This window comes from Pseudarthrobacter sp. fls2-241-R2A-168 (assembly GCF_030209335.1).
In the GTDB taxonomy this organism is placed as follows: Bacteria; Actinomycetota; Actinomycetes; order Actinomycetales; family Micrococcaceae; genus Arthrobacter.
This window is the reverse complement of the sequence record NZ_JARVSG010000008.1, coordinates 25,069-46,648: the sequence shown is the minus strand read 5'-3', so window position 1 is coordinate 46,648 and position 21,580 is coordinate 25,069. Positions and strand designations below refer to the sequence as shown.

Annotated in this window: 19 protein-coding genes; 6 read left to right on the top strand and 13 right to left on the bottom strand. The window is 65.1% G+C overall.

Going from position 1 to position 21,580, the window contains the following annotated elements:
* Positions 1-4 precede the first annotated feature (4 nt).
* From QRN11_RS06405 to QRN11_RS06355, 11 genes are all read right to left on the bottom strand, one after another.
* Positions 5-1,339, bottom strand: a complete 1,335-nt coding sequence (locus QRN11_RS06405; RefSeq protein ID WP_285250305.1) for a thymidine phosphorylase — start codon at positions 1,337-1,339, stop codon at positions 5-7.
* The gene (locus QRN11_RS06400) at positions 1,336-1,761 is read right to left on the bottom strand and encodes a cytidine deaminase (RefSeq protein WP_091423126.1); all 426 of its coding nucleotides are present in this window, start codon (positions 1,759-1,761) and stop codon (positions 1,336-1,338) included. Before QRN11_RS06400 ends, QRN11_RS06405 begins: the two co-directional genes overlap by 4 nt.
* Entirely contained in the window at positions 1,748-3,073 is a 1,326-nt protein-coding gene (locus QRN11_RS06395; RefSeq protein ID WP_285250304.1) for an ABC transporter permease, read from the bottom strand. The genes QRN11_RS06400 and QRN11_RS06395 overlap by 14 nt, the downstream gene beginning before the upstream one ends.
* Positions 3,070-4,443, bottom strand: coding sequence for an ABC transporter permease (locus QRN11_RS06390; RefSeq protein WP_285250303.1), 1,374 nt, complete (start codon positions 4,441-4,443; stop codon positions 3,070-3,072). Before QRN11_RS06390 ends, QRN11_RS06395 begins: the two co-directional genes overlap by 4 nt.
* A complete protein-coding gene (locus QRN11_RS06385) occupies positions 4,436-6,025 on the bottom strand; it encodes an ABC transporter ATP-binding protein (RefSeq protein ID WP_285250302.1) in 1,590 nt (529 codons plus the stop codon). Before QRN11_RS06385 ends, QRN11_RS06390 begins: the two co-directional genes overlap by 8 nt.
* Before the next feature lie 180 nt (positions 6,026-6,205).
* Positions 6,206-7,315: a BMP family lipoprotein gene (locus tag QRN11_RS06380; protein WP_502686313.1), complete on the bottom strand. Its 1,110-nt coding sequence runs from the start codon at positions 7,313-7,315 to the stop codon at positions 6,206-6,208.
* Positions 7,316-7,571: 256 nt separating this feature from the next.
* The gene (locus QRN11_RS06375) at positions 7,572-8,588 is read right to left on the bottom strand and encodes an NADP-dependent oxidoreductase (protein WP_285250301.1); all 1,017 of its coding nucleotides are present in this window, start codon (positions 8,586-8,588) and stop codon (positions 7,572-7,574) included.
* Positions 8,585-9,013: an organic hydroperoxide resistance protein gene (locus QRN11_RS06370; RefSeq protein ID WP_091423139.1), complete on the bottom strand. Its 429-nt coding sequence runs from the start codon at positions 9,011-9,013 to the stop codon at positions 8,585-8,587. Before QRN11_RS06370 ends, QRN11_RS06375 begins: the two co-directional genes overlap by 4 nt.
* Before the next feature lie 37 nt (positions 9,014-9,050).
* Positions 9,051-9,485, bottom strand: coding sequence for a MarR family winged helix-turn-helix transcriptional regulator (locus QRN11_RS06365; protein WP_285250300.1), 435 nt, complete (start codon positions 9,483-9,485; stop codon positions 9,051-9,053).
* 101 nt (positions 9,486-9,586) lie between these two features.
* Positions 9,587-10,786 (bottom strand): amidohydrolase, encoded by a 1,200-nt coding sequence (locus QRN11_RS06360; protein ID WP_091423146.1) that lies wholly within the window; start codon positions 10,784-10,786, stop codon positions 9,587-9,589.
* Between the two features lie 75 nt (positions 10,787-10,861).
* Entirely contained in the window at positions 10,862-11,995 is a 1,134-nt protein-coding gene (locus tag QRN11_RS06355; RefSeq protein ID WP_091423150.1) for a mannose-1-phosphate guanylyltransferase, read from the bottom strand.
* A gap of 263 nt (positions 11,996-12,258) precedes the next feature.
* Between QRN11_RS06355 and sdhC the strand changes: the two genes are divergently transcribed.
* The 5 genes from sdhC to QRN11_RS06330 all read left to right on the top strand — a co-directional run bounded on the left by sdhC (position 12,259) and on the right by QRN11_RS06330 (position 16,668).
* On the top strand, positions 12,259-12,639 hold the full coding sequence (gene sdhC, locus QRN11_RS06350) for a succinate dehydrogenase, cytochrome b556 subunit (protein WP_015936418.1): 381 nt from the start codon (positions 12,259-12,261) through the stop codon (positions 12,637-12,639).
* Between the two features lie 2 nt (positions 12,640-12,641).
* Complete coding sequence (locus QRN11_RS06345) at positions 12,642-13,103, top strand: succinate dehydrogenase hydrophobic membrane anchor subunit (RefSeq protein WP_091423153.1); 462 nt, start codon at positions 12,642-12,644, stop codon at positions 13,101-13,103.
* Between the two features lie 109 nt (positions 13,104-13,212).
* A complete protein-coding gene (gene sdhA / locus QRN11_RS06340) occupies positions 13,213-15,012 on the top strand; it encodes a succinate dehydrogenase flavoprotein subunit (RefSeq protein ID WP_091423156.1) in 1,800 nt (599 codons plus the stop codon).
* A gap of 1 nt (position 15,013) precedes the next feature.
* Entirely contained in the window at positions 15,014-15,796 is a 783-nt protein-coding gene (locus QRN11_RS06335; RefSeq protein WP_091423158.1) for a succinate dehydrogenase iron-sulfur subunit, read from the top strand.
* Positions 15,797-15,897: 101 nt separating this feature from the next.
* Entirely contained in the window at positions 15,898-16,668 is a 771-nt protein-coding gene (locus QRN11_RS06330; protein WP_091423161.1) for an alpha/beta hydrolase family protein, read from the top strand.
* A gap of 38 nt (positions 16,669-16,706) precedes the next feature.
* On the opposite strand, the gene QRN11_RS06325 is transcribed toward QRN11_RS06330, so the two are convergent.
* Complete coding sequence (locus QRN11_RS06325; RefSeq protein WP_285250299.1) at positions 16,707-18,008, bottom strand: ABC transporter substrate-binding protein; 1,302 nt, start codon at positions 18,006-18,008, stop codon at positions 16,707-16,709.
* A gap of 245 nt (positions 18,009-18,253) precedes the next feature.
* Here QRN11_RS06325 and QRN11_RS06320 point away from each other — a divergent pair, with 245 nt between their 5' ends.
* Positions 18,254-20,503 (top strand): hypothetical protein, encoded by a 2,250-nt coding sequence (locus QRN11_RS06320; protein WP_285250391.1) that lies wholly within the window; start codon positions 18,254-18,256, stop codon positions 20,501-20,503.
* Positions 20,504-20,514: 11 nt separating this feature from the next.
* Here the strand turns inward: QRN11_RS06320 and QRN11_RS06315 are convergent, their stop codons facing one another.
* On the bottom strand, positions 20,515-21,564 hold the full coding sequence (locus tag QRN11_RS06315) for a YihY/virulence factor BrkB family protein (protein WP_285250390.1): 1,050 nt from the start codon (positions 21,562-21,564) through the stop codon (positions 20,515-20,517).
* Positions 21,565-21,580 lie beyond the last annotated feature (16 nt).

Sequence of the window (21,580 nt, the reverse complement as noted above, 5' to 3'; positions counted from 1 at the left end):
GACCCTATGCTATGCGGTCGATAATCAGGCGCTGCGCCGGCCGTGAGCCTTCCGGCGCTATGACCACAGCCTGCTCCAGTGCTTCCTTGGCCCGGGCGAAGCGTTCCGGGGTGTCGGTCAGCAGGGTCATCAGTGGCTCGCCGGCCCGGACCACGGCGCCGGGCTTAGCATGCATGCGCACCCCTGCACCCGCCTGGACTACGTCCTCCTTGCGCGCCCGTCCGGCGCCGAGCCGCCACGCGGCCACCCCGACGGCCAAGGCGTCCAGCTCCACCAGCACGCCATCCGCCGGGGCGTAAATCACCTCCGATTCCCGGGCCGCCGGCAGCTTGGCCCGCGGATCGCCGCCCTGGGCCTCGATCATTCGGTTCCAGACATCCATGGCGCGGCCGTCCTTCAGCGCAGCGGCGGGATCGGCGTCGTGCACTCCTGCCGCGGCGAGCATTTCCTCCGCGAGCCGGACGGTCAACTCCACCACATCGTCAGGACCACCGCCGGCCAGAACCTCCACGGACTCCTCCACCTCAATGGCGTTGCCGGCGGTGAGTCCAAGCGGCGTATTCATGTTGGTCAGGAGGGCCACGGTGTTGACCCCGGCGTCCTTGCCCAGGGCCACCATGGTCTCGGCGAGTTCGCGGGCCTTTGCCTCATCCTTCATAAAAGCGCCGCTGCCCACCTTGACGTCCAGGACCAGCGAGCCTGTCCCCTCGGCGATCTTTTTGCTCATGATGGAGGATGCGATGAGCGGAATCGCCTCTACGGTGCCGGTGACGTCGCGGAGCGCGTAGAGCTTTTTGTCCGCGGGAGCCAGCCCGGCCCCGGCGGCGCAGATGACCGCGCCCACGTCCTGCAGCTGTGCCAGCATTTCCTCATTGCTGAGGCTGGCACGCCACCCGGGGATGGCCTCCAGCTTGTCCAGGGTGCCGCCGGTGTGCCCCAGTCCACGGCCGGAGAGCTGCGGAACGGCAACACCGAAGACGGCCACGAGCGGCGCCAGGGGCAGGGTGATCTTGTCCCCCACCCCGCCGGTGGAGTGCTTGTCCGAGGTGTATTTCAGGCCGCCGTCGGGCCGCCGCAGGCTGGAGAAGTCCATCCGCTCACCGGAGGCGATCATTGCGGCCGTCCACCGGGCTATCTCGCTGTGGTTCATGCCGTTGAGCAAGATGGCCATGTTCAGGGCGGCCATCTGCTCGTCGGCGATGACGCCCCTGGTGTAGGCGTCGATGGTCCAGTCGATCTGTTCGGGGCTGAGCGTGCCTTTGTCCCGCTTGACTCGGATGATGTCTACGGCGTCGAACGCTTCGGCGGTGTTGTTGTTCTGTGCGCGGGGGTCTGTCACCGGGTTTCCTCCAGGTGTTCGGGACCGAAGGCGTCGGGCAGCACCTGGTCCATGGTCTTGATGCCTTGGGTGGTCATGAGTTCCATACCGGGCGCACGGAATTCGTACAGCAGCTGGCGGCAGCGGCCACAGGGCATCAGGACCTTGCCGTTGCCGTCCACGCAGTAGAAGGCACGGAGCAGTCCGCCCCCGGTCATGTGCAGGTTGCCCACCAGTGCGCATTCAGCGCAGAGGGTCAGCCCGTAACTGGCATTTTCAACGTTGCAGCCGCTGACAATCCGGCCGTCCTCGGTCAACGCCGCCGCCCCCACCGGGAACTTCGAATAGGGCACGTAGGCCTTCTGCATGGCCTCGACGGCGGCAGCCTCCAGGGCGGACCAGTCCAGTTCCGTCGCTCCGGCCACGGCGTCAACCCTTGACATAGGGAATGCCGCTGGCCGCCGGGCCCCGGGACCTGCCCACCAGCCCGGCCACGGCGAGGACTGTCACCAGGTAGGGCAGCATCGCCATGAACTGGCTGGGTACCGGGGTTCCAATGATGGTCACGATGCTCTGCAGGTTGTCCGCGAAACCGAAGAGCAGCGCGGCGAAGAAGGCTCCGATCGGGTTCCACCGGCCGAAGATCAGGGCGGCCAACGCGATAAAGCCGCGCCCGCCGGAGATTTCCTTGGTGAAGCTGTCGATCGCCACCAAGGTGAAGAATGACCCGCCGATGCCGGCCACCGCCCCGCCCAGCGTGACGTTCCAGAACCGGGTGGCGTTGACGTTGATGCCCAGGGTGTCGGCAGCCTGCGGGTGCTCGCCCACGGCCCGGACCCGCAGGCCCCAGCGGGTTTTGAACAGGCCTACCCAGACCACCAGGACCGCGATGTACATCAGGTATCCCACCAGGGACTGGCGGAACAGGATAGGACCGACGATCGGAATGCTGGACAGGACGGGAATCTCGATGATGTCCAGCCCGGGAGGTGAATTGAACTGGGCCTTGTTGGCCTGCATCACGGTGCTGAAGAGGAATCCCGTGACGCCGGAGACCAGGACGTTGAGCACCACGCCCACGATGATCTGGTTGACGAGGTATTTGATACTGAACAATGCCAGCACCATGGACACCACGGCTCCGGCAACGGCGGCGGCCGCCAGCCCGATAAACGGGTTCTGCGTCATGCTGGCCACGATGGCGGCGGTGAAGGCGCCGCCCAGGAGTTGGCCCTCGATGGCGATGTTCACCACGCCCACGCGCTCACACAGGACGCCGGACAGCGAGCCGAACACCAGCGGGACCGCCAGGGTGACAGACCCGGCAATAAGGCCGGCGAGGGAAATGTTCGGGGTCCGGGCGCCACCCACCACCCAGATGAGGAACGCGGCCACGAACAGGACGATAAACGTCACCGTCAGCCAGCCCGGAGCGGGCCTGCCCTTGGTCTTGAGGTAGACGGCGTAGCCGGCGAGTCCCAGCAGGAGGACTGAGAGGACGATCCCGCCGGCAAAGGCGTTGACCTGCAGTGCCGGCAGCTGGAAAAAGTCCTCGCCGGTGGAGATCCCGAAGCTGGCGGTCTGGTTGGGTGCCAGCAGGCCGAAGAAGACCAGGGCAATCAACCCGAAGGAGGTAAGCAGGACCGGGGTCCGCCAGGTCACTGGTTTGGTGGAGATGGCGGCTGGGCCGGTATCTGATGCTGTGCTGTCCGGCTGGGGCTTTCCAGGCCGGGGTGAGGAAACTGTTGTGCTCATGCTGCACCTCCGGTGGTTGCTGCCTTGCGGGACTTGGCAGTGCGGGCCTGCTTCTTCCGCCGCGGATTCAGGCCGAAGACGGCCCGCACCAGCGGCGGCGCCGCGATGAAGAGCACGATCAGGGACTGGACCACCAGGACGATGTCGATGGGGGTTCCGGTCTGGATCTGCATCTGGACGGCTCCGGCGCGGAAGGCGCCGAACAGGAGGCCCGCGGCGAAGGTGCCCCACGGCGTCGAACGTCCCAGGAGGGCAACGGTGATGGCGTCGAACCCGTACGTGGCGGCCACGCCGTCGGTCAGGACTTTCTCAGTGCCCGCCACCTGGGCCACGCCGGACATACCGGCAAGCCCGCCGGCGATGGCCATCACCAGGATGGTGGACCGGGAGACGTTGATGCCAGCGGTCTGGGCCGCCTTGGGGTTGGCGCCCACGGCCCGGAATTCGAAGCCAACGGTGGAGCGGTTCAGCAGCCACCACACCAGGACTGTGGCCGCGATGGCCAGGACGAACCCGAGGTGCAGGCGGTACTGCGTGCCAAAAATCTGCGGGTACACGGCGCTGGGGTCCAGGATGGGCGAGATGGGGTTGGTCTCCCCCGGACGCTGGAAGGCCGGCGTGTTCAGCAAGTACCGCAGGAAGTACAGAGCGATGTAGTTGAACATGATGGTCAGGATGACCTCGTGGGCGCCGGTCCGTGCCTTGAGGACACCTACGAGTCCGCCCCAGAAGGCGCCGCCGATGATGCCCGCCACCAGGACCAGCAGCAGGTGCAGGCCCACGGGAAGGTGGAGCGCGAAGCCCACCCAGGCTGCCAGGATGCCGGCCACGATGATCTGGCCCTGGGCGCCGATGTTGAACAGGCCCGCGCGGAAGGCCAGTGCGACGCCGAGGCCGGCCGTGATGAGCGGCGTGGCGATGGTGAGGGTCTCCATGAAGGGCGCGAACTGGGCGGCAACGCTGTTGCCCCGCGGATTGAAGACCGAGCCTTGGAACAGTGCTATGTAGGAGCGGGTGGCGGCGTTCCAGACGGCCGCCAGGAAGTCGGTGGGACGGGCGAAGAAGTACGTGGAGGTGGTGGCCACCTGCTTGTCGGTGCTGGCGATCAGGAGTCCGCCGATGATGAGCGCCAGCAGTACGGCGAGGACCGAAACCATGCCGCTGCCGGTGAAGATCCTGCGCAGTACGGTGTCCGGGCCGCCCGGCAGTTGACCGCTCTGGGCGGTGGCCGGGACGGCGGAGGGACCCATGGCACCGCCGGCCGTGTCAACGGAGACGACGGCGGCCGTCGAGTCTTCCGCGGGCGTGGCCTCCTCTGCCCTTGGGCCGGGTTCACCGGCCGCGTGCTTGGGGGGATGCTTGTCAGACATGGTCGCCTCCTTCGGCGTCAGACGTGGAGGACGTGGCAGCAGCGGTGGATGCCGGCCCTGGTTGCGGCACAGGCGTATGTTCCTCCGGCGGGATTCCCGCCATCATGAGGCCCAGGACGTCGCGGCCGGTGCCGGCCGGAACGATGCCCACGAGTTTGCCTTTGTAAATCACGGCGATCCGGTCCGCCAGTTCCATGACCTCGTCCAGCTCAGTGGAAATGATCATCACCGGTGTGCCCTGATCCCGCTCGGCCACGATCCGGCGGTGCAGGAACTCGATGGAACCCACATCCACGCCACGGGTGGGCTGTGAGGCGATGAAGAGGCGCAGGGGCCGGGAAAGCTCGCGCGCCATCACCACTTTCTGCTGGTTGCCGCCGGAGAGTGTGCCGGCGGCGGCGACGGCGGAGGGCGTCCGCACGTCAAACTCGCCAATGCGCGCCTTGGCGTTTTCCAGGATCTTCGCCGGGCTCATGCTGATGCCCTTCGCGAACGGGGGCTTGTCGTAGAGGTCCAGGACCAGGTTCTCCGCTACAGAGAACGTGCCCACCAGTCCGTCCACCTTGCGGTCCTCCGGAACGAAGCCGACGCCTGCGTTCAGGACTTCCTTGACCGACCGGCCCAGCAACTCCTTGCCGTCCAGTTTGATGGAACCCGATACACGGTCCTGGAGGCCGAGGATGGCTTCGGTGAGTTCGGTCTGGCCGTTGCCCTGCACCCCGGCCACTGCCACGATTTCGCCGCGGGCAATATCGAAGCTGAGGCCGTCCACCACGTGGTGGCCACTGGGTGCGATGACGGTGAGGTCCCGGACCTCGAAGGTCTTTTCTTTCGGCTGGGCCGGTGCCTTGTCCAGGTTCAGGCTGACGGCGCGCCCCACCATCATGGAGGCAAGCTCTGCGGTGGGTGCGGTGGGACTGGCTTCCCCCACCACCTTTCCGCGCCGGATCACCGTGATGGTGTCCGAGACTTCCTTCACTTCCCGCAGCTTGTGCGAGATGAAGACGATGGACGTGCCGCCGGACTTGAGCTGGCGCATGATGTCCAGGAGTTCGTCCGTTTCCTGCGGCGTCAGCACAGCGGTGGGTTCATCGAGGATCAGGACCTTGGCGTTGCGCACCAGCGCCTTAATGATTTCAACACGCTGCTGGACGCCCACGGGCAGGTCCTCCACCAGGGCGTCAGGATCAACGTCGAAGCCATACTGGTCCGAGATTTCCTTGATCCGGCGCCGGGTCTCATCCAGGTTCAGGAAGCCGGCGGCCTTGGTGGGTTCGGCGCCGAGGGCCACATTCTCGGCGACCGTAAAAACGGGGACCAGCATGAAGTGCTGGTGCACCATGCCGATCCCGGCCGCCATGGCATCGCCCGGGCCACGGAAGGAAACGGCTTTACCATCGATGAGGATTTCACCTTCGGACGGCTCATACAGGCCGTACAGGACATTCATCAGGGTTGATTTTCCGGCCCCGTTCTCGCCCAGCAGGCAGTGGATCTGGCCGGGTTCAACCACCACGTCGATGTGATCGTTGGCGAGCAGGGTCCCAAAGCGTTTGGTGATTCCTCTGAGTTCAAGTTTCAAAACTCTGACCAATCTCGAAGCGTCCAGTGATCGACCGGACGGGATATGTGGCTGCAGCACCAGCCTAGTGGTTGCAGTCCTGGGATGAGCGGGCGGTAGCCCAAATGCGGCAGGCAGCAGCAAAAAGCACCGCCGCCCGGCCGGTCATCGACCAGCCGGGCGGCGGCGCTACATGCAGGGTCAGGCTTTGGGGCTGGCTGCCGACTCGACCTTCAGCTTGCCGTCCACGATGTCCTTCTTGATCTGGTCCAGTTCGGACTTCAGGTCCGCCGGGACCTGGGACTCGAGGTCGTGGAACGGGGCCAGCTGCACGCCGTCGTTGGCGAGCGTGCCAACGTACGGGGTGTTGCTGAATTTGCCGTCTTTGTCCTCCTTGACCACGGTTTCCACGGCCTCGCCCATCTGCTTCATCACCGAGGACAGCATGATGTCCTTGTAGTCCGGTGCGGTGAGGTAGCCGTCGGAGTCAACCCAGATCAGCTTGACGTCCTTGCCCGCTGCCTTGGCTTCCTTCAACGCCGCACCGGCTCCCTTGCCCACCGGGCCGGCCACCGGCATCACGATATCGGCGCCCTGGTCCAGGAAGTTCTGGGTGAGCTGCTTGCCAACGTCCTGCTTCTCGAAGTCGCCGGTGAAGCTGCCGTCCTGGGCTTCTTTGTTCCAGCCAAGGAGCTTGACGTCCTTGCCCTTTTGCTGGTTGTAGTACTTCACGCCGTCGGCATAGCCGTCCATAAAGATGGTGACGGTGGGGATCTTGATGCCGCCGAAAGTGGCCACCGTGCCGGTCTTGGTGGTGCCGGCTGCCAGGTAGCCGGCCAGGAACGCTGCCTGGGCGGTGTCGTAGATGATCGGCTTGACGTTGCTGATGGGGGTCGCGTAGCCGAAGTCGATAATGGCGAAGTGGCTGTCCGGGTTGTCAGTGGCCTGTTTCTTGGTGGCGTCACCCAGCAGGAAGCCGACGGTGACGGTCAGGTCGCATCCTGCCGTGACCATGGCGCGGAGGTTGGGCTCGAAGTCGTTGTTGGTCTTGGACTCCACCTGGTTGACCTTGATCCCCAGGTCCTTCTCGGACTTTTTCAGGCCCTCATAGGAGGACTGGTTGAAGGACTGGTCGTCGAATCCACCGGAGTCGGAGACGATGCAGCCGGTGTAGTCGCTGGCCCCGGCGGATGAGGTGCTTCCGGCTTCAGGGGCTGCGCCGCAGGCGGTCAACAGAAGGGCAGAGGCGCTGACGGTAGCCAGGCCTGCCATGGAACCGCGCTTGAATTGTGCACGCAGTGATGTCTTCAATTTTCCTCCAGGATGAAGAGAGTGGCGCTACGGCTCGAATTCAATGAGTGTCCGTTTCTGCACTGAAATTCTGTTTTCACTGACAGCCCGCAGCACTGCGCCGGAGCGCACTGATGGCACCTACTTTAGTGGCCTGCGCCACGTCTCCGTAGCACACCAGGACCCCATTCCGGAGATTGTTTACAAGTTGTTACCAATCAGTAGGGGGCCGCACTTGGGTGCGGCCCCCTACTGTTGTTCAGCTGCCGGACAGCCGTCAGAGGCGGACCAGCATCTTGCCGGTGTTGGCGCCGTCGAGCAGGTCCATAAACGCCTGCGGGGCATTCTCGAGCCCGTCCACGATGGTCTCGTCGTAGCGGACAGTGCCGTCTGCGAGCCAGCCCGCCATCTTTTCGGCGAATTCCGCGGCGTGCTGCCGCTGGGCGCCCACCAGGAAGCCCCTGAGTGTGAGCTGCTTGCCGATGGCGAGCATCAGGTTGTGGGGTGCCGGAGTGGGTTCGGTGGAGTTGTACTGCGCAATGGCGCCGCACATCGCCACCCGTCCGCCGACGTTGAGCGTGGCCAGTGCTGCTTCCAGGTGCTCGCCACCCACATTGTCGAAGTAGACGTCGATGCCGCCGGGGCCGGCGGCCTTCCCCAGCTGATCCAGCACGGGTCCGTCGTGGTAGTCGAATGCGGCGTCAAAGCCGAGTTCAAGCAGCCGGGCCACCTTCGCGGGCGTGCCCGCGGAACCAATCACCCGGGAGGCACCCATGGCCTTGGCGATCTGGCCCACCAGTGATCCCACGGCGCCGGCAGCGCCCGAGACGAAGACGGCGTCCCCGGCTTTGAACTCTGCGACTTTGAGCAGGCCAGCGTATGCCGTCAATCCCGTCATGCCCAGTGCACCGAGGAAAGCGGAGGCTGGTGCGAGGTCCGTGCGTGCGGGCGTGGCTGCGGCAGCATCCACCACTGCATACTCCCGCCAGCCCAGGGCATGCACCAGCACATCACCTTCCTGGTGGCGTTCTGAACGGGACGCGATCACCTCACCCACGGCGCCGCCGTCGAGCGCTTTGTCCAGCGTGAACGGCGCGGAGTAGGACTTGACGTCGTTCATGCGCCCGCGCATGTACGGATCCACGGACATAAAGAGGTTGCGGACCAGGACCTGGCCGTCCTCGAGTTCCGGCAGCGGAGACTCGGCAAGCCGGAAGTTCTCCGGAACCGGACGGCCCGACGGGCGGGAGGCCAGCTGGATCTCGCGCGTGGCGACAGGAAGAGGCTGGCTCATGCGGCATACTCCAGGATCTTGATGTCCACTGTGATGTTTCCGCGGGTGGCATTGGAGTAGGGGCAGATCTCGTGGGCCTTGGCTACCAACGCCTCAGCTGTGGCCAGGTCGAGCGCCGGAAGGGCGATCTCGAGTTCCGCCGCAAGCCCGAAACCCGCGGTCTCCAGCTGGCCAAGGTGGACCTTGGCAGCCACTGCGGAATCCGTCAGGTCGGCACGTTCCTTGCGGCCCACCAGCCGCAATGCTGAGTGGAAGCAGGCGGCATAGCCGGCAGCAAAAAGCTGTTCCGGGTTGGTGCCCTGCCCGGATCCGCCGAGCTCTACCGGGCTGGCGAGGGAGACGTCCAGCTTTCCGTCGTTGGTACGTGCGTTGCCGTCGCGGCCTTCGCCGGAGGCAAGCGCCTCTGCAGTGTAAAGGGGTTTCACGGTGTTTCCGTCCTGTTATGGGTTGAAATCTTCAGTGTCAGAGCGCGTTGTGCAGGGCGGCGGTCAGCCGGCCCAAGGTGTCGCGCAGCTGGTCCAGTTCTTTGGCTGAGAGCCCCGCGGCGTCCGCGAGCCGCTGCGGAATGGCGCCGGCGTTCCCGCTCAGCTCCCGCCCGGCCGGGGTCAAGTGGATGGCCACACGCCGCTCGTCTTCTCCGGACCGGCGGCGTTCCACCAGCCCCAGGGTCTCCAGGCGCTTCAGCAGCGGTGACAGGGTGCCCGAGTCCAGTCCGAGCTCTTCGCCCAGTTCCTTCACGCCGCGCGGCTCGCTCTCCCACAGCACCAGCATCACCAGGTATTGCGGATACGTCAGGCCCAGCTCCTCAAGGACAGGCCGGTAGACGGCGGTGGCTGCACGGGATGCGGAGTAAAGCGCAAAGCACACCTGGCGGTCCAGTCGTGGAGCATCAGTCATTCCACAACCATAGCGCGCAACTAGATTGTGCACAACTTAGCGCACCCGCGCCGGGGAGGCATGGTTTTTGGAAAGTGCGACGGCGGCCCGCGCCGCCGCTGCTAAAGGTCCCGGATGGTACGCAGCGCCGCAGCGGTGAGCACCCGGATGCCAAGCCCCAGGGCGCGCTCGTCCAGGATGTAGTCGCCTCGGTGGAGATCGTACTCCTCGCCGCCGGGAGTTTTGGTGCCGAGCCGCATCATGGCGCCCGGAAGCTCCGCGAGGAACCAGGCGAAGTCCTCCCCGCCCATGGACTGCGGAGTCAGCACCACGGCGCTTTCACCGATTTCGGCCCGGGCGGATGCCTCGATGATGGCTGTTTCATGCTCAGAGTTCACCACAGGCGGCACTCCCCTGGTGTGCTCCAGCCGCACGTCCACGCCGTACGGGGCGGCCACCTGATGCACCACTTCGTCCAGCAGTTCACCGGCGGCGTGCCATGCCTCGCGGTCCAGGCAGCGCATGGTTCCGGCCATGTAGCCGGTGCCGGGGATGGCGTTCGGAGCGGAGCCGGCCGAGATCTGGCCCCACACCACTGAAACCCCGCTGCGGACATCCACCCGGCGGGACAGGACTGCCGGCACATTGACGGCGATCTGCGCCAGGGCGAACACGAGGTCCTCGGTCAGGTGCGGGCGCGAGGTGTGGCCGCCGCGGCCGGAGAGCTCGATCCGGATGGTGTCCGAGGCGGAGGTGATGGCGCCGATGCGCGTACCGATCTTACCTACGTCGATGCGCGGATCGCAGTGCAGGGCCAGGATGCGGGGAACCCCGTCCAGCACGCCCTGCTCGATGCACGCGTGCGCGCCGCCGGGCATGGTTTCCTCGGCGGGCTGGAAGATGATGCGGACGGTGGCGCCGAGCGGTTCGTCCTGGTGCATGCGGTGCAGCACCAGGGCGATGCCCAGCATGGTGGTGGTGTGGACGTCGTGGCCGCAGGCGTGCGTTACGCCATGGTTTTTCGAGGCGAAGGGCAGGCCTGTCTCCTCGATGATGGGCAGCGCATCGATGTCTCCGCGCAGGGCAGTGGCGATCGGCCCCTCGCCCACATCCACGGTAAGTCCAGTGCCCTCCAGTCGGCGGGGGGTGAGGCCTGCGGCTTCGAGCCGTTCGGCCAGCTTGTCCGTGGTCCGGAATTCCTTGAAAGACAGTTCCGGGTGCGCATGCAGGTCCCGGCGGAAATCGATCAGTTCCGGCAGGAGCGGCTCAAGCCAGGGTGCCACCAGCGCGGTGGGCTCGGCTTCCGTAGTGTAATTGCGCACTGCTTCACTCTAGCGAGGGTCGCCGGATTACGGGCCATCGCGGTCCCCGCGTTACATCGCAGGGACCGCCACTGCCTAGAGAACGTCGGTGTCGCCGCTGGCTTTCAGGGCGTCGACGGCGGCCTTGACCCGCTGCGAGTTGGCCATGGTGGTCACCAGCAGGGCATCCGGGGTATCCACGATGACAACATCCTGGATTCCGATCAGGGCGATGACGCGCTTGGTGTCGGTCACCACCACACCGCTGGAGTTCTCGGTGAACACGCGGGCGCCCTCACCGAGGACGGTAACGTCGTCCACTTCCTTGGCACTGTTGAGGCGGCCCACGGAGGCGAAGTCGCCGACGTCGTCCCAGCGGAAGGACCCGGGCACGACGGCGACGTCCCCGGCTTCGGCGGCAGGCTCGGCAACTGCATAGTCGATCGCGATCTTCGGCAGGGTGGGCCAGATGCGGGCAGTGACCTCGTCACGGGCAGGAGTGTCCCAGGCGCGGGCAATCTCCTGCAGGCCCTGGAACAGCTCGGGCTGGTTGGCCTCAAGGTGCTTGAGCAGGAGGGCAACGGGGGCTACGAACATGCCGGCGTTCCACACGTAGTTGCCGCTGTCCACGTACTGCTGGGCTACTTCCTCGTTCGGCTTTTCGACGAACTCCACCACGTCCTGGGCACTGGGCGCGCCGTCAATGTGCAGGTCCTGGCCGGAACGGATGTACCCGAACCCTGTTGAGGGGTGGGTGGGCTTGATGCCGATGGTGACGATCTTGCCGGCGGCGGCAGTGTGGATGGCCTCACGGACTGCCTGCTGGAAGAGGTCGTCCGGGCTGATCACCTGGTCAGCGGCGAAGGAACCCATGATGGTGTCCGGATCCCGTTCGTGCAGGATGGCGGCGGCAAGCCCAATGGCGGCACCGGAATCCTTGGGTTCGGACTCGAGGACCAGGTCGCCGTCCTGGACTTCCGGAAGCTGGCGGCACACGGCGTCACGATGGGCCTTGCCGGTGACCACCAGCACCCGGGTTCCGGCCAGCGGGTGCAGCCGGTCATAGGTGGCGCGCAGCAATGTACTGCCCGAGCCGGTGAGATCGTGAAGGAACTTGGGAGCTGCGGCTCGCGACAGGGGCCAGAGGCGGGTCCCCACGCCGCCGGCCGGGATCACCGCAATGAAGCGGTCAAGGGGTGATACCGGGCTTGTCACTTTGTCTGTACTCATCAAGGCCTACTTTAGCCGACCGCGCACCGGGCCCCTTATGGGTCCTGTCGGCAGGCGCCCGGACTTCATCCGGACGAGCGATTGTGGTGTTTGTCTCATTAATCCTGAAAATCCTTGCCGTTGCTGGGCACCAAGGAGTTCCTAAATTGAATAAGCTGTGAGCGAAGCCTAGATTTAGGCCTGAGCTACGAGTGCTCTCGCAGCAGGCGTTCCCCCCGCGTGGATCTCATGCCAGCGCCGCTGTGTTGCAGGGAGGTTTATCAGTGCCGACAAAACCAGCTGGCACCTTGTACCGCGGCCGTGAAGGCATGTGGTCCTGGGTAGGACACCGTATTACCGGTGTAGTGATCTTTTTCTTCTTGTTGGTCCACGTGTTGGACACCTCCTTGGTGCGCGTGTCTCCCGAGGCCTACACCGCGGTGATCGGTGCCTACAAGAACCCCCTCATGGCCCTGGGCGAGACCGGCCTTGTTGCGGCCATCGTCTTCCACGCCTTTAACGGCCTGCGCATCATTGCGGTGGACTTCTGGAAGAAGGGTGCCAAGTACCAGCGCCAGATGCTCTGGGCAGTGCTCGGACTCTGGGTGGTCACCATGGTCGCCTTCTCCATCCGCCACCTGTCCCTCGCGCTCGGAGGTCACTAGCCATGTCAGCAACGATTGAGAGCCCGCGCAGCGGGCGGATCGCGCCCCAGTACCGCCGCACCGGCGGAAGCCGCGGCAACTTCGAAATGATCGCCTGGCTGTTCATGCGGCTCTCCGGCGTGGTTCTTGTGGTCCTGATCTTCGGCCACCTGTTCGTGAACCTCATGGTGGGCGAGGGCATCCACGCCATCGACTTCGGTTTTGTGGCCGGTAAGTGGGCGGACCCGTTCTGGCAGTTCTGGGACCTCGCCATGCTGTGGCTGGCCATGCTGCACGGCACCAACGGCGTGCGCACCATCATCAATGACTATGCCGAGAAGGACTCAAGCCGCCGCTGGCTGAAGACGGTCCTCTACTCAGCCACCGTCGTCATCATCGTCCTGGGCACCCTGGTGATCTTCACCTTCAACCCTTGCCCCGTCGTCGACGGCGTGCCCCTGCCCGGCGGCTTCTGCCCTGCCTAGCACCGGCAACCTCCCGGGCCCGCGGGTATAAACCGCGGGCCTTGTTTTGCGGAGCAGGCAACGCCCGCCCGTTGTTTTATTGCGAATTTTGAGAGAAAGAGCGTCTGGTATGCAGGTCCATAAGTACGACGTCGTCATCGTCGGTGCCGGTGGCGCTGGCATGCGCGCCGCGATCGAATCCGGTCAACGCGCCCGCACAGCAGTACTGACCAAGCTCTACCCCACCCGCTCGCACACGGGTGCGGCGCAGGGTGGCATGTGTGCAGCCCTGGCCAATGTCGAGGAAGACAACTGGGAGTGGCACACGTTCGACACCGTCAAGGGCGGTGACTACCTGGTGGACCAGGATGCCGCGGAGGTCATGGCCAAGGAAGCCATCGACGCCGTGCTCGACCTGGAAAAGATGGGCCTGCCGTTCAACCGCACGCCCGAAGGACGGATTGACCAGCGCCGGTTCGGCGGCCACACCCGCGACCACGGCAAGGCCCCCGTCCGCCGCGCCTGCTACGCCGCAGACCGCACCGGCCACATGATCCTGCAGACGCTGTACCAAAACTGCGTCAAGCACAACGTTGAGTTCTACAACGAGTACTACGTCCTGGACCTGCTGACGGTCGAAGAGGACGCAGTGCGCGAAGACGGCACACCGTACAAGCAGAAGCGCGTTGCCGGTGTGGTCTCCTACGACCTCGCCTCGGGCGAACTGCACGTCTTCCAGGCCAAGTCCGTGGTGTTCGCCTCCGGCGGTGCCGGCAAGGTCTTCAAGACCACCTCCAACGCCCACACCCTCACCGGTGACGGCATGGGCATCGCCTTCCGCCGCGGTATCCCGCTGGAGGACATGGAGTTCTTCCAGTTCCACCCGACCGGCCTCGCCGGCCTGGGCATCCTCCTCTCCGAAGCCGCCCGCGGCGAAGGCGCCATCCTCCGCAACTCGGAAGGTGAGCGCTTCATGGAGCGCTACGCGCCCACCATCAAGGACCTGGCCCCGCGCGACATCGTGGCCCGTTCCATGGCGAACGAGGTCCGTGAAGGCCGCGGCTGCGGCCCGAACAAGGACTACGTCCTCCTGGACCTCACGCACCTTGAGCCGGCCCACATCGATGCCAAGCTCCCGGACATCACCGAGTTCGCCCGCACCTACCTGGGCGTGGAGCCGTACACGGAACCCGTTCCCGTGTTCCCCACCGCGCACTACGCCATGGGCGGCATCCCCACCAACATCACCACCGAGGTCCTGCAGGACAACGACACCGTGGTCCCTGGCCTCTACGCGGCCGGCGAGGTTGCCTGCGTGTCCGTCCACGGTTCCAACCGCCTGGGCACCAACTCGCTGCTGGACATCAACGTCTTCGGTAAGCGTGCGGGCATTGCCGCCGCCGAGTACGCCAAGACGGCCGACTACGTGGAACTGCCGGAGAACCCGCTGGCGTACACCACCGAGCTGCTGGACATCGCCCGCAACGGCACCGGCGACGAAAAGGTGGCCCAGATCCGCAAGGAACTGCAGGACACCATGGACGCCAACATGCAGGTGTTCCGCACCGCGGACACCCTGAACCAGGTCCTGCGCGACATCGCCTCCTTCGAGGAGCGGTACAAGCGCATCAACGTCCAGGACAAGGGGAAGCGCTTCAACCTTGACCTGCTCGAGGCCGTTGAACTCGGCTTCCTGCTGGAGCTGGCCAAGGTGATGACCGTGGCGGCCCTGCACCGTGAGGAATCCCGCGGCGGACACTTCCGCGAGGACTTCCCGGAACGCGACGACGAGAAATTCATGAAGCACTCCATGGCGTACAAGGATGACCACGCCCCGGCAGACGGATCGGCAGAATCAATTGCCGGCATCCGCCTGGCCACCAAGCCGGTTGTCTTTACCCGCTACGAGCCGATGGTGAGGAAGTACTAAGATGACCGCTGAAATCGCTGAGCCAGCCTCAAAGATTGAACTGCCTGCCGGCGTCGGCGGTGGCGGCGAAATCCCCACGTTCGATGTGCACCTGCGCGTGCGCCGGTACAACCCGGAGGTTTCCGGCGAGGCCACCTGGGATGACTACAACCTGACCATGTACGGCACGGACCGCGTCCTGGATGCCCTGCACAAGGTCAAATGGGAAATCGACGGCAGCCTCTCCTTCCGCCGCTCCTGCGCCCACGGTGTCTGTGGTTCCGATGCCATGCGCATCAACGGCCGCAACCGCCTCGCCTGCAAGACGCTCCTGAAGGACCTGGACACGTCCAAGCCCATCACGGTGGAACCCATCAAGGGCCTGCCGGTGGAGAAGGACCTCATCGTGGACATGGAACCGTTCTTCCAGTCCTACCGCGAAGTGATGCCGTTCCTCATCAACAAGGGCCACGAGCCCACCCGGGAACGCCTGCAGTCCGCCGAGGACCGTGAGCGCTTCGATGACACCACCAAGTGCATCCTGTGCGCTGCCTGCACGTCCTCCTGCCCCGTGTTCTGGACCGACGGCCAGTACTTCGGGCCGGCGGCGATCGTCAACGCGCACCGCTTCATCTTTGACTCCCGTGATGATGCCGGCGACATGCGCCTGGAGATCCTCAACGACAAGGAAGGCGTGTGGCGCTGCCGCACCACCTTCAACTGCTCCGAAGCATGCCCCCGCGGCATCCAGGTCACCCAGGCCATCCAAGAGGTCAAGCAGGCCATCCTCTCCCGCAAGATCTAGTTTCTGCCAAGCGTGAGCAACGCGGGGTCACTCCGCGCCCAATCCTCCCCCGGAATTGGGCCGGAAGTGACCCCGCGTTGCTTTAATTGAAAGGGCTCGCCATGTCCCGCTCCGAAAAAGTCTCGTTTGCCGGTTCCACCGGCGAAATGCTCTCCGGCATCATTGATATTCCGGAGGGCCCGGTCAAGGGCTGGGGGGTCTTCTCCCACGGGTTCACGCTGGGCAAGGATGCGCCGTCCGCGTCGAGGATGTGCAAGGCGCTGGCGGACAGCGGCGTGGGTATGCTGCGGTTCGACAACCTGGGCCTGGGCGGATCCGCCGGCGAGTGGTCAGCAGGCTCCTTCAGCCACAAGGTGGCGGACACCGTCAAGGCAGCCGAGTTCATGCGCAGCGAGGGGAAAGAGATTTCCCTGCTAGTGGGCCATTCCTTCGGCGGCGCAGCAGTGCTCGCTGCGGCGCGGGAGATTCCCGAGCTCGACGCCGTCGCTACCGTTGGCGCGCCGTTCTCACCCAAGCACGTGGCCCACGTGTTCGACGCCGCGCTGGACAAGATCCTCAGCGAAGGCAGCGCCGAGGTGGACCTCGGCGGGAAGCGGGTGGAGATCCGCAAGCATTTTGTGGAGGACCTGGAAAACGCGGACCTGACGGACTGCATCAAGCAGCTGCACAAGCCGCTGATGGTTCTGCACTCCCCCACGGACAACACCGTGGGGATCGAAAACGCCAGCACCATCTTTCAGACCGCCCGGCATCCGCGGAACTTTGTCTCGCTGGAAGGCAGTGACCACCTCCTCACCGGGAAGGGCCAGGCGGCACGGGCGGCACGAATCATCGCTGCCTGGGCCGATCAATACCTCGATGCGGCCCAGTAGCCTGCCCGCGGGGACAGGGCAACGGGCCGCGTACGCGGTTATTTGCCGATGGCGGCCTTACTTTCGCTGAGCCATTGTTCCGCCGCCTTTTCAGGCGTCAGCCGCTTGAACAGGACTTCCGTGTTGATGCGGGCCGTGATCTCGGAGACCGCAGTGGATCCCGTGGGTCCGATGAAGGTGGGGGCGAAGTCCATCTTCCCGATCGCATCTATGTAGTCCGCCTCCACCTTGCCCTGCGGCGTCAGCAGGTCCTTGATGGCGCTGCGCATTTCCGGGTTACTGGGGACCCCGCGGTCGCTCTGGATGATTTTGGCGGCTGACTCGTTGTTCACCAGGAAGCTGACCAGTTTCGCGGCAGCGTCCGTATGCTTGCTCCGGGCGGAGATGGTATAGAACTGTGAGGACTGCAGCCAGATCCCCGGGGTGGGGTTTTCGCCGGGAAGCTTGAGCAGCTTCAAATCCGCACCCGATGCCTTGCTGAGCGCGGACAGCGAGTTGCTCCAGGTGAGCATCATGGCTGCTTTGCCCATGCCCATCAGGGTCTGCTCTGTACTCACGTTGAGCTTCTCCACTGTCTCTGATGCACTGGGGGCAGCGCCGGACTCGCTCAGCTTCAAGCTGTAATCGAAATAGTCCCGGACCGTGTCCTTGTCCAGTCCGAGCCGGCCGTCCTGGGTGTACAGCGACTGGCCGTGCTGCCGGGCGAAGGCGTCCAGCGAATCGTGGGTGAGGACCGTTGCCGTTCCGTACGTGCCTTTGGGGCTCTTGGCGGTTACGTCCGAGGCGACCTTCGCGAAATCGTCCCAACTCCATGTGCTGTCATCCGGAATGGCAACACCAGCGGCCTGGAAGACCGCAGGGTTGGCGACGATTGACAAGGCATTGGCGCCGGTGGATACGCCGTACTGCTTCCCTTGGACCTGGCCGTTCTCCAGCGCGCCCTGGTCCATCTTTGACAGGTCCAGGGAACCACTGACCTTGCTGAGATCCAGGAGAGCCCCCCGGTTGGCGTATTCGGCCGGATAAGCCCCGCCCATGGTGATCACGTCGGGGGCATCATTGGCCGCTACCTGCGTTGCCAGTTTGTCAAAGTACCCGCCGATGTCCCCGTATTCGGGCTTGACCTTGATGTTGGGGTTGGCGGCCTCGAATTCGGCGATGGCTTTGTTGGTCAGCTCTGCCCGCCCTGCGTTGCCCCACCAGGAGAAACGGATTTCAACAGGGCCGTCCTCAGGCTGGTTGGATGGGGCGCTGGAGCATCCTGCAGTGACGCCCAGAAGGCCCAGTGCAGTGAGCATGGCGACCGATTTACGGATTCTTCCTAAAACTTTACTCGTCATTGGGCAAGCTTCTTCCGGGTCAGAAAGCGGTTTCGTGAAACGTATCAAGGACGGCGGCCGAGGGTCAAGGGGTAGCTCGCAAGCTTTCGGCGGCCCCAGGGGTTGACAGTATCCGGCGCAGCGAACAAGGATTGGAACCGTCCGGAAACCGGTTTCTAGACGAAACGCGTTTCCACTCCCCGCCCAGCACCAGCACCGGAAGGGCGTGCAGCGTGCACAGCCAAAGCACCACCACCCTGCCAGGAATGTCGTCGGCCGGTTCCGCAACCAGCGCCGCCATCGACAGGCAAGCACTCGTCCGGCGCCACAACGTGTGCCAGCGGACCTTGGATCCCCGAAGCCCGGTCTCCGTAGGCAACGGCGAATTCGCTTTCACCGTGGACCTCACCGGACTCCAGTCACTCCCGGGCGCCTACCCGGTGGGTGCACGGGACGAGCTGCCGGCCGGAACCCTGCTAGGCACGCAGGCCCAGTGGGGCTGGCACTCGACACCCCCGGAGCAGCCGTACGGGCTCGCCGGTTCCACCGTCCTCTACGACTCCCCTCGAGGACCGGTTCCCTACGTGGACATGGTGGGAAACATCGTCAATGACCGGGAAACGGATACCTCCCGGGCGGAAACGTGGCTCAGGGCGAATCCCCACCGCCTGGATCTGGGCCGGATCGGCTTCCGGCTGGTGGAGGACGGAACAGAACGGGCAATCACACGGGACGATGTGGGCGACGCCGAGCAGACGCTTGATCTCTGGACCGGCGTGGTGAGCAGCAGCTTTACCCTGGCAGGCCACCCGGTCACCGTCACCACCGCCTGCCATCCGGACCGCGACGAAATCGGACTGCGCGTGGTGTCGCCCGCGCTCAGGCATGGCCTCGTGGTGGGCATGGATTTCCCGTACGGTTCCGAGGCCTGGCACGATGCGGCGGACTGGGACAGCCCGAATGCCCACACCACCACGCTGGGGGAACCGACGCCGTCCGGACTGCACGCCGGCTCCAGCAGCTGGACCGTTGCGCGCACGTTGGACGCCGTCCGCTACGAGGTGGTGGTCACGGGTGACGACCTTACGGTGGAACAGACCGGGCAGCACCGCCTTCGAATAGCTCCCGGCAGCGCCGCCCAGAGCCAGGACCAGGCCGATGTCATGGACCTTGCCATTGCCTTTATCCCAGCCGGAACCGGCGACTGCATCCAGCGGGGTGACACCGGGCTGTCCCGGGTGGCGGCAAAGCCGGGCAAGGACGCAGGGGCCGGAACCGCCGTCGGCCTTTCACCAGGCAGCGGCCTGTCCCCCGGCAGCGCCATTGCCGACGCCTCGGCAGCCTACTGGCCCCGGTTCTGGTCCTCCGGCGGTGCCATCGAGCTGGAGGCGACGGACGATCCCCGGGCGAAGGAGCTGGAGCGCCGGATTGTCCTCTCGCAGTACTTGACCGCCATTAACTGCTCGGGCTCGTTGCCGCCGCAGGATACAGGGTTGGTCTGCAACTCCTGGCGGGGCCGCTTCCACCTCGAAATGCACTGGTGGCACGCTGCCCACTTTGCCCACTGGAACCGTCCCGAACTCCTCCTGCCCTCCTTGCGGTGGTACTCCACCGTGCTGGAACCTTCGCGCGCGACGGCCAGGGCCCAGGGCTTCGACGGCGTCCGCTGGCCCAAGCAGGTTGGCCCCGATGGCAGGGAAAGCCCCAGCCCCATCGGGACGTTCCTCATCTGGCAGCAGCCGCACCCCATCCACCTGGCCGAACTGCTGTACCGGGCAAGCCCCAGCCCTGTGGTGCTGGAGGAGTTCGCGGAGATCGTGTTCGAAACCGCCGCGTTTATGGCCAGCTTCGCCCATCCCACCGCGCGCGGATTTGAACTGGGGCCCCCGTTGATCCCTGCGCAGGAGAGCTACGGCAGCATCCGAGGCTCAGTCACCAACCCCACCTTTGAGCTCGCGTATTGGCAGTGGGCTCTTCGGATCGCCGCTGCCTGGCGGGAACGGCTGGGGCTCGAGCCCATCCCTGCCTGGCGGGAGGTGGCCGACGGGATGGTGCAGCCGCGGGTGATCGATGGCGTCTACGCTGCCATTGACGTGGAGCCGTTCACCATCCGGACCGATCATCCTTCGATGCTTTGCGCACTCGGTGTACTGCCCGAGACTGACCTCATCGACAAGGACATTATGCGGGCAACACTGGCGGACGTGCTTGCTGACTGGGACTGGGGCAGCACCTGGGGCTGGGACTACCCCGTCATGGCCATGACAGCGGCCCGCCTCGGGGATCCGGAGGCTGCAGTGAATGCCCTCCTGATGGACGCAGGCAAGAACACAGTGCTCCCCAACGGACACAACCGCCAGACCGATTCGCTGCCCCTGTACTTGCCGGGCAACGGCGGGCTCCTCGCCGCCGCTGCACTGATGGCCGCCGGGTGGGATAACGGACCGGACCGCCATGCCCCTGGGTTCCCGCCCGGCTGGACTGTGGCGTGGGAAGGCCTGGTGGTCGCACCATAGTCCTGCCGGGATCAGCGCTGTTTTGCCGTGCCAGTACCTCGGCGCCGGGACGTGCCCGCGGAGCCATGGTCAGCGTGGACGGGCACCTTCCCGGGCTGGACCTGCCGGGCGCCCCAGGTGCCCTTGTCGTGCCCGCTGGATTGTCCTTTGAGGTCGGCCTCGCGAACTGCGGCCCAGCCGGCAGAGACAAGGTAGACCTGGCTGACCAGGTTGAACCAGATCAGCAGGCCGATGATGATCGCAAACGGTGCCAGGAGGGGATTACGGCCGGCGCCGGCCAACAGTTCGGTACTGAAGACCTGCAGGATAGTGGTGCCGAATGCTGCCAGGATGGTGCCTTCCAGCAGTGCGCGGCGGGACAACTTGAGGCCGGCCGCCAGCCGGAACATCACGAGTGCGGTAACCCAGCTCAGCACCAGCGGGACCGCGATCTTGATGGAGGTGGTCAGCGGAGCCGCCACGGCCTCATCGAGCCGCAGGAAGTCCGCAACCCAGCCGGCCGCCGTGCCAAAAACCAGGGAAGCTCCAGCGCTGATGACCAGGGCGATGCCCAGGAGCAGGAGGGTGCCGGCGTCGCGCAGCTTCAGCAGAACTGGATTGACCACGAGCGGAGGCAGCTCCATCACTGCTCGCAACCCGTCGCGCAGGCCGGCAATCCAGCCAAGCGATGTGATGACCGTGACGACCGCTCCAACGAGGGCTGTCCAGCCAAGGCCGTCAGGGTTGAGCAGTTCCTGAGGGTCCACGAGTCCTTCGCCGCCGTCGACCTTCAAGAGTCCAGGGGCGCTTTGGGCCACGCTGGCGACGATGGTGTCGAGCAGCGCCGGCTGCCCCCGCAGCACCAAACCGGCGATCGAGAAGCCCGTGGTCAACAGGCCGGTGATGGAGAAAAACATGTTGAAGCCGATGCCTGCGCTCATCAGCGGACCATGCTGGAGCGTGTAGTGCCGGAAGGCACGCATCGGGCGGAAGGCGTTGAGCCGTGCCAGTAACCATTGGAACGTCGCCATCAGGGTGGCGAAGAAGCTTCCGCCGGCGCGTCGTGCCTTCCCCAGGTCCATCCGTTTCTGGATGACG

Bases quoted from the DNA above. Each gene is read 5' to 3' on its own strand.
- sdhA (WP_091423156.1), top strand. From the start codon at position 13,213: ATGCAGGTCCATAAGTACGACGTCGTCATCGTCGGTGCCGGTGGCGCT.
- QRN11_RS06355 (WP_091423150.1), bottom strand. From the start codon at position 11,995: ATGAGTACAGACAAAGTGACAAGCCCGGTATCACCCCTTGACCGCTTC.
- QRN11_RS06365 (WP_285250300.1), bottom strand. From the start codon at position 9,485: ATGACTGATGCTCCACGACTGGACCGCCAGGTGTGCTTTGCGCTTTAC.
- QRN11_RS06400 (WP_091423126.1), bottom strand. From the start codon at position 1,761: ATGTCAAGGGTTGACGCCGTGGCCGGAGCGACGGAACTGGACTGGTCC.
- QRN11_RS06390 (WP_285250303.1), bottom strand. From the start codon at position 4,443: ATGTCTGACAAGCATCCCCCCAAGCACGCGGCCGGTGAACCCGGCCCA.
- QRN11_RS06320 (WP_285250391.1), top strand. From the start codon at position 18,254: ATGTCGTCGGCCGGTTCCGCAACCAGCGCCGCCATCGACAGGCAAGCA.
- QRN11_RS06335 (WP_091423158.1), top strand. From the start codon at position 15,014: ATGACCGCTGAAATCGCTGAGCCAGCCTCAAAGATTGAACTGCCTGCC.
- QRN11_RS06315 (WP_285250390.1), bottom strand. From the start codon at position 21,564: ATGGACCTGGGGAAGGCACGACGCGCCGGCGGAAGCTTCTTCGCCACC.
- QRN11_RS06395 (WP_285250304.1), bottom strand. From the start codon at position 3,073: ATGAGCACAACAGTTTCCTCACCCCGGCCTGGAAAGCCCCAGCCGGAC.
- QRN11_RS06345 (WP_091423153.1), top strand. From the start codon at position 12,642: ATGTCAGCAACGATTGAGAGCCCGCGCAGCGGGCGGATCGCGCCCCAG.
- QRN11_RS06330 (WP_091423161.1), top strand. From the start codon at position 15,898: ATGTCCCGCTCCGAAAAAGTCTCGTTTGCCGGTTCCACCGGCGAAATG.
- QRN11_RS06325 (WP_285250299.1), bottom strand. From the start codon at position 18,008: ATGACGAGTAAAGTTTTAGGAAGAATCCGTAAATCGGTCGCCATGCTC.
- QRN11_RS06375 (WP_285250301.1), bottom strand. From the start codon at position 8,588: ATGAGCCAGCCTCTTCCTGTCGCCACGCGCGAGATCCAGCTGGCCTCC.